General features: G+C 65.7%; 13 protein-coding genes. 4 read left to right on the plus strand and 9 right to left on the minus strand.

All coding sequences use genetic code 11. The features are described 5' to 3' along the window. Nucleotides 1–32: 32 nt before the first annotated feature. The gene (locus BN973_RS26525; protein WP_051641500.1) at nucleotides 33–302 is read left to right on the plus strand and encodes a hypothetical protein; all 270 of its coding nucleotides are present in this window, start codon (nucleotides 33–35) and stop codon (nucleotides 300–302) included. On the opposite strand, the gene BN973_RS26530 is transcribed toward BN973_RS26525, so the two are convergent. From BN973_RS26530 to BN973_RS31465, 7 genes are all read right to left on the minus strand, one after another. Further along, nucleotides 303–1,940 carry a diflavin oxidoreductase gene (locus BN973_RS26530; RefSeq protein ID WP_036471688.1) on the minus strand — a complete coding sequence of 546 codons (1,638 nt, stop codon included), beginning with the start codon at nucleotides 1,938–1,940 and terminating at the stop codon, nucleotides 303–305. Nucleotides 1,941–2,046: 106 nt separating this feature from the next. Next, complete coding sequence (locus tag BN973_RS26535; RefSeq protein ID WP_036471689.1) at nucleotides 2,047–2,817, minus strand: enoyl-CoA hydratase; 771 nt, start codon at nucleotides 2,815–2,817, stop codon at nucleotides 2,047–2,049. A 19-nt stretch (nucleotides 2,818–2,836) separates the two neighbouring features. Continuing rightward, nucleotides 2,837–3,760 (minus strand): MAP_0585 family protein, encoded by a 924-nt coding sequence (locus BN973_RS31460; protein ID WP_036471691.1) that lies wholly within the window; start codon nucleotides 3,758–3,760, stop codon nucleotides 2,837–2,839. Between the two features lie 50 nt (nucleotides 3,761–3,810). Continuing rightward, nucleotides 3,811–4,275, minus strand: coding sequence for a lipoprotein LpqH (locus BN973_RS26545; protein ID WP_051641503.1), 465 nt, complete (start codon nucleotides 4,273–4,275; stop codon nucleotides 3,811–3,813). A gap of 157 nt (nucleotides 4,276–4,432) precedes the next feature. Further along, nucleotides 4,433–5,035 carry a S1 family peptidase gene (locus BN973_RS26550; protein WP_051641651.1) on the minus strand — a complete coding sequence of 201 codons (603 nt, stop codon included), beginning with the start codon at nucleotides 5,033–5,035 and terminating at the stop codon, nucleotides 4,433–4,435. Between the two features lie 147 nt (nucleotides 5,036–5,182). Continuing rightward, nucleotides 5,183–6,058 carry an alpha/beta fold hydrolase gene (locus BN973_RS26555; RefSeq protein ID WP_198048964.1) on the minus strand — a complete coding sequence of 292 codons (876 nt, stop codon included), beginning with the start codon at nucleotides 6,056–6,058 and terminating at the stop codon, nucleotides 5,183–5,185. Nucleotides 6,059–6,082: 24 nt separating this feature from the next. Next, a complete protein-coding gene (locus tag BN973_RS31465; protein WP_169718193.1) occupies nucleotides 6,083–6,253 on the minus strand; it encodes a hypothetical protein in 171 nt (56 codons plus the stop codon). A 266-nt stretch (nucleotides 6,254–6,519) separates the two neighbouring features. Here BN973_RS31465 and BN973_RS26560 point away from each other — a divergent pair, with 266 nt between their 5' ends. After that, entirely contained in the window at nucleotides 6,520–8,010 is a 1,491-nt protein-coding gene (locus BN973_RS26560; RefSeq protein ID WP_036471694.1) for a flavin monoamine oxidase family protein, read from the plus strand. Between the two features lie 46 nt (nucleotides 8,011–8,056). On the opposite strand, the gene BN973_RS26565 is transcribed toward BN973_RS26560, so the two are convergent. Continuing rightward, complete coding sequence (locus BN973_RS26565; protein ID WP_036471696.1) at nucleotides 8,057–9,208, minus strand: TDT family transporter; 1,152 nt, start codon at nucleotides 9,206–9,208, stop codon at nucleotides 8,057–8,059. Nucleotides 9,209–9,329: 121 nt separating this feature from the next. Here BN973_RS26565 and BN973_RS26570 point away from each other — a divergent pair, with 121 nt between their 5' ends. Next, on the plus strand, nucleotides 9,330–9,536 hold the full coding sequence (locus BN973_RS26570) for a hypothetical protein (protein WP_407067558.1): 207 nt from the start codon (nucleotides 9,330–9,332) through the stop codon (nucleotides 9,534–9,536). A gap of 21 nt (nucleotides 9,537–9,557) precedes the next feature. On the opposite strand, the gene BN973_RS26575 is transcribed toward BN973_RS26570, so the two are convergent. After that, nucleotides 9,558–10,196, minus strand: coding sequence for a hypothetical protein (locus BN973_RS26575; RefSeq protein WP_051641504.1), 639 nt, complete (start codon nucleotides 10,194–10,196; stop codon nucleotides 9,558–9,560). A gap of 255 nt (nucleotides 10,197–10,451) precedes the next feature. Between BN973_RS26575 and BN973_RS26580 the strand changes: the two genes are divergently transcribed. Further along, nucleotides 10,452–12,032 (plus strand): LCP family protein, encoded by a 1,581-nt coding sequence (locus BN973_RS26580; protein ID WP_036471699.1) that lies wholly within the window; start codon nucleotides 10,452–10,454, stop codon nucleotides 12,030–12,032. The last annotated feature ends 6 nt before the right edge of the window (nucleotides 12,033–12,038 follow it).

Below are 12,038 nucleotides of genomic sequence, written 5' to 3' on the forward strand. Positions count from 1 at the left end.
GCCGCGACGACCTGCTGGGTATATCGCCGCCGATGAGAACCTCGAACTCGACGACGTCCGCCTACGCCGCGCTTGTCGACACACTCAATACCGAACTGGCAGAGTGGATTACCGCTTGGGCGCCCGCAACGACCCAAGAACAGGCCAAGGTTCTGGCCGCGATCGGTGTCAACGGCATCCTCGGCGCGCGCTTCGCCACCAGACTGTTTCACCAGTCCCAGGCGCAGGTCGCCGACGATCAATACCTGGCCGAGTGGACCGAAGTCCTGGGTGCCCGCATCCAAACGATCGGCGCCGACTAGTCAGTAGACGTCGCGCAAGTAGCGGTGGTTTTTCATCAGGTCGTTGACGTACGCGTGTGCGGCGCCGTCGTCCATCCCGCCGCCACTGGCCACAATGCCGCGCAGGGCCGCGTCCACGTCCTTGGCCATTCGCTCGGCGTCGCCGCACACATAGACGTACGCGCCATCCTGCAACCAGCTGAAGATTTCCGCCGAATTCTCCCACATGCGGTGCTGGACATAGCATTTCGGGTCTCCGGGGACCCCGTCGCGGGAGAATGCGCAGTCGAGTCGGGTCAGCGTGCCGGACTCGACGAACGCGTTGAGTTCGTCGCCGTAGAGGAAGTCGCAGTGACGTCGCCGGTCCCCGAAAAACAGCCACGACCGACCGGACGCGCCGATCGCCTGTCGTTCCTGCAGAAAGCCCCGGAACGGTGCGATGCCGGTCCCCGGACCGATCATGATGATGGGCACGTCGGGCGCGGGCAGCCGGAAGGAATGGTTGGGCCGCAGGTGAACCCGTACCGTGTCGCCGCGCTCGGCGAGGAAGGTCGACGCCACGCCGCCGTGCCGGCGATCGCCGACCGTGTAGCGCACGGTCGCCACGGTCAGGTGGACCTGGTCGGGGTGCACCAGTGGGCTCGACGCGATCGAGTAGTCGCGCGACTGAAGTGGGCGCAGGGTATCGACGACTTCGTCGACATTCAACTCGCCCATCCTGATCAGGTCGAGCACGTCCTTGCCGTACAGCCATGAGCCCGGCCCGGCTACCGCGTCGGCACTCAGCGCGCTGGCGACGGCCGCATCGCGAGTTCGGGAGGCGACCAATGTCTGCAGAGCTCGCGACGGCGTCCGGATCTCGAGTTGGTCGGCGAGCAGCGTGCCAAGCGGCTCATCGAATCCGGCCACCGCGCGGTCGGCGCCCACACCGAGTTCACTCAGCAACGCGTCGACCAGGATCGGGTCGTTGCTGGCGTGCACGGCAATGGAATCGCCTGCGTGGTAAGCGATTCCGGAGCCGGCGAGGTCCACCTCGTAATGGCGGACCTCCTTGTCGGACTCGGTGCTGGTGAGCACCCGGTTGACCACGATGCGCGCATCGAAGAGCGGATGGCCGCGTTCGCGGCGCGCTTGTTCGGCATTGTCGGACGGGCGCGGCTCCGACGCGTCGACGACTGCGGGACCGGGATCGCTGCGACCGGCCACCAGCAGCTTGACGAGATCATTCGTCCACGCCTCGGCCTCGGCCACATAGACGCCGTCGACATCGACCCGGTCCATCAGGCGGATACCGCCCAGGGCTTCCAGTCGCTCGTCGAGGAGCCGACCGGCATTGCAGAACAGTTCGTAGCCGGTGTCCCCGAGGGCAAGCACCGCGAACCGCAAATGATCAAGCCGCGCGGCGCCGTCGGCGCTGATCGCCTCCCAGAACAGGGAGGCGTTGTCCGGGAACTCACCCTCGCCCCACGTCGAACACACGACGACGAAGTGAGTCGCCGATTGCAGGTCGGCCGGCTCAACCTGGTTGAGTTCGACCGCGGTGGCGCTGACGCCGAGGGTTTCTTCGACAGCTTCGGCGAACGTCATGGCGGCGTCCTCGGCATTACCCATGTCACTGCCGTAGCCGACAACCAGCGAGAATTCCGGCCGAGAAGTCATGATCGCTCCCGTTGTTGTCGCACGCGAGACCTACGGTCTATAAGCTTAGCCTTACCTTAGTTTTTGTCCGCATCAGCCGCAACAACCGCATCGCGGAAGGGCTCGATTAGCTCTTGTCGCGCTTACGGGACAGGAATGCCTGCATGTGCTGCTGGGGCTCCCCCGTCAGGAATGCCAGACCGAACTGCTCGACGCTGTCTTCGATCGCCCCGTGGACGGTCATATCGAACCATTTGTTGAGTAAGCGTTTTTGCTGGCGGAGCGCAGCTGTGCCGAATCCGCTGAGTTTCGTGGTGAGCTCGGCGATGCGGCGGTCGAGGTCTTCGGGGGCCACGACCTCGTGGACGAGTCCCCAGCCGGCCGCGGTCTCGGCGTCGATCGTTTCGCCGGTCAGCAACAGCCAGCCCGCGTGCGAGGCCCCGATCAGGGCGGGCAGCAGGGCGGAATGGATCACCGACGGAATGCCGACGGCCACTTCCGGCATGCCGAATTGCGCGCCCGATTCCGCGATCCGTAGATCGCAGCAGATCGCGACTTCCAGGCCGCCGCCAAGACACCAACCCGCGAGCCTGGCGATGACGGGCACCGGGCATTCGCGAATCGACTCGCACAAGCCCGCGAGACGTCGGATGAAAGCCTCGCCGCTGGACCGGTCCAGGGCGACCATCTCGTTGATGTCGGCACCACCGATGAATGCCTGCTCGCCCGCTCCGCGCAGTACCACGACGCGGACGTCGGCGTCGTGCCCGATCTCGCGAAATGCCCGAGTCAGTTCCTCGATGGCCTCGCTACCCAAGATATTGAGCGTCTTGGAATTGGTCAACTCGATCGTGACTAGGCCGCCATCGCGGCCCAGCCTGACGAATCGTCGCTCCAACTAAGGGATTTCGTGGTGGTCAGTAAAGCGGGATCCACACGCCGAAGAACCAGTAACCCCAACCGCCGAACTGCCAGTTGAAGACCGGAACGACGGTGAAGGTGTTGTAGGCGAACGGCCCGAAGTCGGAGCGGGCATAAACCACATCACGCGGCGGCCCGGCCCATGGACGGTTCCAGCCACCCGGAGGCGGCGGCCCGTTCCAGCCACCTGCAGGCGGTGGGCCATACCAGTGTGGCGGCGGGTGGCCCGGAGGCGGGCCGTCGTTCCAGCCCCAGCCCCGCGGCGGCGGAGGCGGCGGTGCGCCGCGGCCGACGATGCTGAAGCCGACGGATGAGTCCATCGGACCGCCGATCTCGGCGGTGGCGGTCATGATGGTGCCGCGCGGCTGGTACGGCTCGTGCGGCGGTTGGGTGCTCGGCGCCACCACGGTCCGAGTGGGCCGCTGTCCGGACGGCGAGGTGGTCTGGCTGCCCGCGGGCGTCGTGGTTTGCGCGCTCGGGGTCGTGGTGGTTTGTTCGGCCGGCGTGGTGGTCTGGCTGGCCGGCGGTGTCGTGGTCTGTTGCGCCGGCGTCGTCGTTTGGCTCGCGGGCGGCGTCGTGGTCTGGGTGGCGGGCGCGGTGGTGGTCGGCGCACTCGCCGTTGTTTGCGGCGCGGTGGTTTGCGGACTCGGCTGCTCGGTGGTCGGCGGCGCGGCCGTCGTTTGGGGCGCAGCGGTGGTCTGCGGTGCAGCGGTAGTGGCGGGCGCCGCGGTGGTTGCCGGCGGGGCCGTGGTTTCGGGGGCCTGCGGGCTGTGCGGTCCGCCGGGGCCACCGTGACAGCTGCCATTCGGGCAGGGCGGTGGGTCGAGCGGGGCCGAGTTGGCGAGCCCCGGGTTCAAGCCCAGCGCGGAGATGCTCAGTCCGGCCGCGACCGCCACCGCGCTGACACGCTTCTTGGACATAGCTGCGTCCCCTCTGGGGCTTCGGCCCCAACGACGTCTGGTGGCCCGCGCTACGGGCAGGTCAGGTCCATCTCGAAAGGCTTGGTCACCGTCTGCGGCTGCTCGGGGTTGGTCATGTCGGTACCCGTCGCGGTGCCCTTGATCGCGTAGGTTTTGCCGTCCACCGCGGCTCCGGCGTTGCTGGCTTGATTCGGCGCGGCGTCAGAGTAGCCGAGCGCGATGCCGTTGACATTGCCTAAACCGACCGCATGGACGATGGGCGGGTTGGCGTTGCTGACGACCGCACCCACACCGGCGGACGCATCACCGATGCCGATGTTGATGTTGTCGCCGGCCGGCGTGCAAGTCACCGGGCCGGTGACGTTCTGCTTCTGTCCGTCCACGATGACCTGGGGCCCGGCCGGTGCGGCCGCGGTACTCGATGCGCCGGTGTTGGATTTGTTGGTCGAACAGCCGGTACAGCTTGCGGCCACCATGGCCACGCCGGCCACGCCAATCACAATCGCACGTTTCACCGCCCACTCCTTCGTGCCGCTGGTGTCGCTACCTTCACGTTTGCCGCTGTCGACACCTAGGGACCCTACCGGGCAGCACGGGTCCGTACGCAAGATGCCGGACCGGCTTGTACCCAATACCGAGCCCGGCGAAACCGCGAGGTGTTGCGCGCACCCGTCAGGGCAGAATGCGGAGTCCCCACTTGCCCAGCAGCGGCTGCACGAGGGTGAAGTACGTGGTGTTGTCGTCACCCTCCGGTGAGGACATCAAGATGCCCACCGCGCTCACCGTCCCGTCGTCGTTCTTCACGTAGCCGGGACTCCCACTGTCGCCACCCAGGCTGTACACGCTGGCTTCGACCACGTTGCCGTCTATCTCGGTGATCGTTCCGCAGGTTTCCCCAGTGACGCCGCCCAACTTGCAGAACGGCTCCCCCAGCTTAAGTTGGTTGCTGCTCAACACATCTCGGACGGACATGCCACCGACACCACCGGTTGGGACACCGACAGCCGGGTTGAGGCGGATGATCGCGGCGTCGCGCTTGTCGACTTCTTTCTCGCTGACGGTGATCGATCCGAGCGGGATGCTGGGGCCGTAGGTCCATACCGAGCCGTCGTGCGCGTCGCAGTGGCCGCTGGTCAGCAAGTAGTAGCTGCCATCATCACCCTGTGCCGCGAAACCCGCTGTGCAGCTGCTACTTTCGTCATCGACCTGCACGCCCGGCATCGGCGGCGCCTCTGCCGCCGCCGTATTCGCGAACACCGTCGCCGCCGTCATCATGGCGACCAACAGCCCCAACCCTCGCGCTCCAACCACGCCGATCTCCTCTTGTCGGGCCAGGATGCTACCTGGTCACAGCGGCGCCGGCACTATTACGTGTTTGCGCTGGCCCGGGTCGCCGTGAGCGGGCGGAAGTAGGACGGGTCATTAGCCCGCGTCGACGTGACGGGACAGAAAATCCAGGACGGCTCCGGCGAAAACGTCGTTGCGATCACCGGCGACCATGTGTCCCGCCCCCTGCACGTCGGTGAACTCGACCTGGGGAAAGCGCGCGAGAAATTCGTCCGCGCGCTCCTGGCTGACCAGATCGCTCACCTGGCCACGAACCAAAAGCATCGGCACTCCGCCGCGCAGGATCGCCTCGACGGCGTTGTGCATCCGATCGGCGTCGGTGACCTCGAAGGGCGGATAAGCCGCAGTGCCACTGATGAATTGGGGATCCCAATGCCAATACCAACGGTCGCCGCGGCGGCGCAGGTTGGAGGTCAGGCCGTCGAGATCGGTGGGCCGGGGCCGGTGCGGGTTGTATTCGGCGATCACGTCGGCGACCTCTTCCAGCGAGGCGAATCCGGATTCCACCCGGTCGGCCATGAAGTTGTGAATGCGATTCGCCCCCGATTGCTCCATGTTGGGAACGATGTCGACGAGTACGACGGCGCTGGCGATGCCGGGCGAGATCTCCCCGGCCAGCAGCATCGAGGTGAATCCGCCCAACGAGGCGCCCACCAGCACCGGTTTCGGGGGCAGCCCGCGCAACACTTCTTGCACGTCGGCGGCAAAGCTGACCACGCGATAGTCGCCTTCGCTGGACCAGTCCGACTCGCCGTGACCCCGCAAATCGATCGTGACGGCCTGCCAGCCGCGCTTGGCGACCGCGGCGGCCGCCCGGCCCCAGGACCGCCGGGTCTGCCCTCCGCCGTGCAAGAACACCACGGCCCGTGAACCGGGGTCGCCCTGACGGTCAGCGGCAATCCGAATACCGCCCATCCCCGCGATGGAGAACTGTTCAGGAGCCGTCGTCATCAGGAGATCGTAAGACGACCTCGCTCAGTCCTGGCCACCCGGGGAATCGTGTTCACCGCGAAAGAACTTGGCGATCCGCTGCGCAACCCGCCCCAGGGTGCTTCCCGCTCGCCGCGCTTCCTCGATCCGGTCGTGTGTTTGCTTGCCTTCTCGGGCATAGTCGTTGACGGTTTCGTCGCCTTCTTCAGCGCGCATGCGCTGCTCCGTTCCTCTAGCGGGACGCGTGATCTGCCGCGGTCCCGGCTGATCCGGTTCAACGTTGCCACCCAGCGGGCCGGTGTATCAAAACGGTGCACCGTCGGCGGCGTGGTCACGCGGCGCCGGCAAATCTGCAACACGTTGGGCGCCCGACATTTACGCGCGCGTCAGCGTTTGCCGGAAACTGTCGCAATCGTCATCCGTCAACCGCCTGGTCCGCGTACAGTTTTCCGGTCGAGCCTTGCGCGGGCGAGAGGACAACGATGTCTGCACTCGAATCTGATTTCTGCGTCGTCGGTGCGGGATACGCCGGGCTCACCGCTGCGTACCGCCTTCATCAAGCGGGGCACTCCGTGACGGTGCTCGAGGCCTCGCCGCGCATCGGCGGTCGCACCTGGAGCGCGCAACTCTCGGACGGGACGCTGTTCGAGATCGGCGGACAGTGGGTGGCCGACGCGGCGGCACAGCCCGACGTCCGGCGGCTGACGGACGAGCTCGACGTCGAGGTCTACCCGCAATACGACCAGGGCAAGACGGTATTTGTGGATTCCTCGAACGAGGTCCACGAGTACGACGCCCACGATGCCAACCCGCTGAAAGCGTTGCCGCCGATTTCCATGCCCGCGAAATTGGATTTGGGCAAGGCCATCCTGAGCATGGAGAAGATGTCGGAGGTCGTCAATCCCGAAGCACCGTGGGACGACATCAAGTTTCCGTTCACGATCAGTCTGGGCCCCAGCACGACCCGTGAAGCCGACCAGATGACCGTTCAGTCGTGGTTCGACCTGAACATCCTCACCAAGGACGCCAAGGCGCTCCTAGGAGCCGCGATCGTCGGATACACGGGCGTAGAACTCGGCGCATGTTCGCTGCTGCATTGGCTTTTCGTGCTCAAGACCTACCGCAGCAAGCTGTTCAACATGAGCGGCCAGGCCCCGGGCCAAGCACAGCAATACCGTGTCCGCGGCGGAATGCGGCAGATTGCCGATGGAATAGTGGCCAGGTTGGCTCCGGACAGCGTCCACACGGATTCACCGGTCCGCCAAATCACCCAGGACGCAAGCGGTGTCACGGTCAGCACGGAGAGCGTCAGCGTACGAGCGCGCCGCGTGGTCGTAGCGACGAACATCTCGATGACGAACTTCATCGGTTTCGATCCGATCCTGCCGCCGGACCGCGCCCAGTTGCAGCACCGGGTGCCGACGGGCTCCTTCTGGAAGATCTGGCTCTGTTACGACGAGGCCTTCTGGCGCAAGCGCGGCCTGGTCGGCGAATCCATCTCCATCTACGCCGGCGATTACAGCCCCAACGCGCGCGAAAGCGCATTCGACGAGACCAACGACAAGCCCGGACTGATGAGCGTCTTCGTGGCCGGCGACAAGGCACGCGACTTCAATCGGCTGACCCGCGCCGAACGAAAGGCCCAGGTGTTAAAGGAAATATCGCATCGCTTCGGGGCCGACGGCGCACAGCTGTCCGAACGGATCACCTTCCCGGCGGTCTCACCGCAGAACCCGGAGCCCGATTCCTACTTCGAGTTCAACTGGTCGATGGACGAATGGACACGCGGGGACTTCGCGGGTTGCCTGGGGCCCGGCGTCTGGACGGGATCCGGATTCGGTCCGGCAGTGCGCGAACCGGTGGGACGCGTGCACTGGGCGGGTGTCGATACGTGCACGTATTCGTATCACTGCGTCAGCGGCGCGGCGCAGTCCGGCGAGCGTGCGGCCAGAGAAATGCTTGCGGCGGACTAGGTCTCACGATCGGCAGTGGCTGTCTTGATCGCCTGCTCATCGCTGCTCAGGACACCTGCTCCTTGTGGGCCTTGATCGGTGCGCTGCTGGGCGGCAGCTTGAGCAGATTGCCGCGCAGGCTGCCCCGCGCGGTGCGGACCGCCACCAACAGCCAAGTGAAGAGCAGGCCGGCGTAGGCGATAGCCGCGGCCACCGTGAAAGCGGGCAGGTGCGTGTGCGCAGCGAGCTGCGAGGTCCCGGTCACGAAGGTGCCGACCGGGAACGTCAGACTCCACCACGTCAGGGCGAAAGGCATCCCGCGCCGCAAGGTACGCACCGTGAGCGCGGTGGCCAGCGCGATCCACAGCACCGCGAAGCCCCAGACCGGAACGCCGTAGAGGATGGCGAACACATTCATGTCCTCGGCCACGTCGTGCTCGATGGAGCCGTGCAGCGCCGCCGTCCCGAGAAGCCCCGCGGCCGTGATGGATTGGCCAAGCGGTCCCAACACGATCCACAGCGTCGGCACCCGTGCGGTGCCCGAGGTGCCGTACAGGACCAGCCGGCTCCAGATCATCGCGATGATGTTCAACGAGGCCAGCAACGACAACCCGAACATCGCATAGCAGAAATAGAGCATGGTCTGCCGGCCGGTGCCCGCGGCTATGTGTGGCAGCAGCAGTGCACCCATCGCCGCGGTCACCATCGGCGGGACCACCGGCATCAGCCAGCCCCCGAACGCCGCGTCGGGTTCCACATCGTGCTGGGTGAACATCAAGAACGGAATGGTGACCGCGGTGAACAGTCCGCCGACGGTGCCCGCGGTCCACAGCACCCAGTCCAGGTCGACGGCGATGCGCGCGCCGATCAGATCCCTGCCGACCACCATCGCTCCCCCACCGACGGTCATCAGCGCCATCGGCGCGGCGCCGTAGAAGTGGGCCATCTGCGGATTGCGGGCGTGGCCGCGGGCCACCGTCGGGTGGCGCAGCCAGTGGCTGCCCACCACCACGATCAGCACCACCAGCAGCACGGCGGCGATGACCCACACGACTTGGGCAAAGGCGCGCAACCCCACCACGTGGAACGGCAACGTGGCGCCGCCGATCGCAACGATTCCCGTTCCCATCACCGAGGCGAACCAGTTGGGTCCGATGTTGCCGAGCACCTCGACCCGAGTGTGCGACGGCGGTGGGTTGTCAGAGGTTGCACGCGCCATAGCTGACAGACCCTACTTCCCCGGGATTACTCAACGTTGCGCTTACACTCCATCGGTGACGTTCTCCGTGCAAACGAGGCACATCGTGAACAGAGCCCCGGTCTTGGTCGCGATCATCGTCATGCTGCTAATCGGTGTTTTCGCGCTGCCCACCAAGCAACGATGCGGGGCGCCGGGCCTCACGTGTGCCACGACGTTGGATAAGCAAGGCTACGTTCACTACTACTACGAGGTTGAACCGCTGGGCGTATACCTCGCAGAAATCGCCACCGGCTCGAACATCCAAGTCTTCTATCATTCGGGCGAGGATCTCGAAAGAGCTCGTTAGCCCTCTGCCGCAACGGCTTTATCAGCCATGGCAGATCTGCAACGCGTAGGTCACCGGTTCGACTGGCGGCGCGTCGAGCGCAGATGCGACCGTGAGCGCCGGATTCACGAACTCTCTCTGGATGCCGAATTGCGTTAGGTTCAGCGTCATCTCGACGACATCGGGCGCCGTCAGATGGGCATGGGTACCCAGGTCCTCCCGGACGTAGTCCCCGGTGTTTCGAACGTCGCGGATCAGCAATTCGTCTCGGCCCTGCTGCTGATCCAGCACGGCGAACGGGGTCCCGTTGTTCGCGAGCTGGTAGGTCAACCGATAGCCCGGCGACGCCGGCAGCGGTCGGGAAAAGCGCACGACGAGCTGCAGCACGGTTGCCCGGGGATGTGTAACAGCGACCGAGGCCACCTTGACCGCGGGTGGCGGGCGGGTCCCGGACTGCACCTGGCAAACAAGTCGGCCCGGCAGGTGCGACCAATCACCTCGCGGCGGCCTAACCCAGTTGTAGAAGCCGACGACCACCAGGGCCACCAACAAGACGAGGGGCACCAGGGTCCGGACAGCTGGTGGAATCTTCCGCCAGACCTGCCGAAACCCGTTCTCGGACGCCTTCGGGTCGGCATTGTCTCCGTGCGGTGACGAGTCGGAATCGATCTCGTCGGCCATGTTTTCCTCCCGAGCCCGGCCCGCGACGCTCACAAACCCCAAACTCGGGGCATGGTAGCCAAAACACGCAGGTAGGGGAAGTTTGCGAACGGTGATTCTGGCGAGTGAGAAAGGCCACAGTGAGTCGCTCGCGCCCGCCTTTATAGGGGCCCTCTCAGATAGCTATCGCATACTTGACCTCATGCTTTTCGCCGCATCACCGCAAACCGCCGACGCGGTCTGCCGTGGTGCGCGGGTGAAGGGTCGAGGTTTCTGATGGCACGCTCCGGCGGCGCCCATCGCCGCCATCGAGCGGTCCGCCAACCCTCGCCGCTGCGCAGAGGGGTGACGCGGGCATTCATGACGCTGGTGTCTACGGCGGCGGTGCTGATGACCGGAGCCGGCTACTACGTGGCGCACGGGGCGCTGGGCGGCATCACGGTCTCGCAAGCGCTGAGCCCCGACGATCCGCGATCCAGCGGGGACAACATGAACATCCTGCTGATCGGCCTGGACTCCCGAAAAGATCAGGACGGCAACGACCTGCCCAACTCGATCCTGAAGCAGCTGCACGCCGGCGACTCCGACGACGGCGGCTACAACACCAACACCCTGATCCTCGTGCACGTCGGTGCCGACAACAAAGTGGTCGCCTTCTCGATTCCCCGCGACGACTGGGTGCCGTTCAACGGCGTTCCGGGCTACAACCACATCAAGATCAAAGAGGCCTACGGCCTCACCAAGCAGTACGTCGCCCAGAAGCTCGCCAACCAGGGCGTGAGCAGCCAGAAAGAACTCGAGACGAAAGGCCGCGAGGCCGCCCGGGCAGCGACCCTGCGCGCGGTGCGCAACCTGACCGGGGTTCCGATCGACTACTTCGCCGAGGTCAACTTGGCGGGTTTCTACGATCTGGCGCAAAGCCTGGGCGGGGTGAACGTGTGCCTCAACCACGCGGTCTACGACTCCTATTCCGGCGCCGATTTCCCCGCCGGTCCGCAGCGGCTGGATGCCTCCGAGGCGCTGGCCTTCGTCCGGCAACGTCATGGCCTGGACAACGGCGACCTGGACCGTACGCACCGGCAGCAGGCGTTCATTTCGTCGGTGATGCGTGAGCTGCAGGATGCCGGCACCTTCACCAACCTGGACAAGATGAAGAGCCTGATGGCGGTGGCCCGCAAAGACGTCGTGCTGTCGGCCGGCTGGGACGAGGACATGTTCCGCCGGATGGGCGAAATCGCCGGCGGCGCAGCGGCAAACCAGGTGGAGTTCCGGACACTGCCGGTGGTTCGCTACGACAACATCAACGGCCAGGACGTCAACATCATCGACCCGGCCGCGATCAAGGCCGAGGTGGCATCGGCGATCGGCTCCGACATTCCGACAAGCTCATCGTCGACGACCGCCGCCAAACCCAATCCGTCGACCGTCGTCGACGTGGTCAACGCCGGCAGCATGAGCGGGCTGGCCAGCCAGGTATCGCGCACGCTGAGGAAGTACGGCTACACCCCCGGCACCGTCCGCGACCGCACCTGGTTCGATCCGGGCACCACGTCCATCCAGTACGGCGCGGGCGCCGAGACCGACGCGCAGAACCTGGCGAACCTGCTCAACCTGGACGCCCCCAAGCAGCCCGACGCCAGCGTCGAGCCGGGCCATGTCCGGGTGGTCGTGGATACCAATTTCACGATGCCGACGCCGGATGAATCGATGGACGATTCCTACACGTCCTCGTCCTCGTCGTCCACCACCACGACGTCGAGCAAGAGCAGTTCGAGCTACGGCTACGGCACCAGCACCTATCCGACACCCGATCAGGGCAAGCCGATCGACGGTGGCGGCGTGCCGTGCGTCAACTAGCCGCGC

Origin of the sequence: Mycobacterium triplex (genome assembly GCF_000689255.1) — a bacterium.
GTDB classification, from domain to species: Bacteria; Actinomycetota; Actinomycetes; order Mycobacteriales; family Mycobacteriaceae; genus Mycobacterium; species Mycobacterium triplex.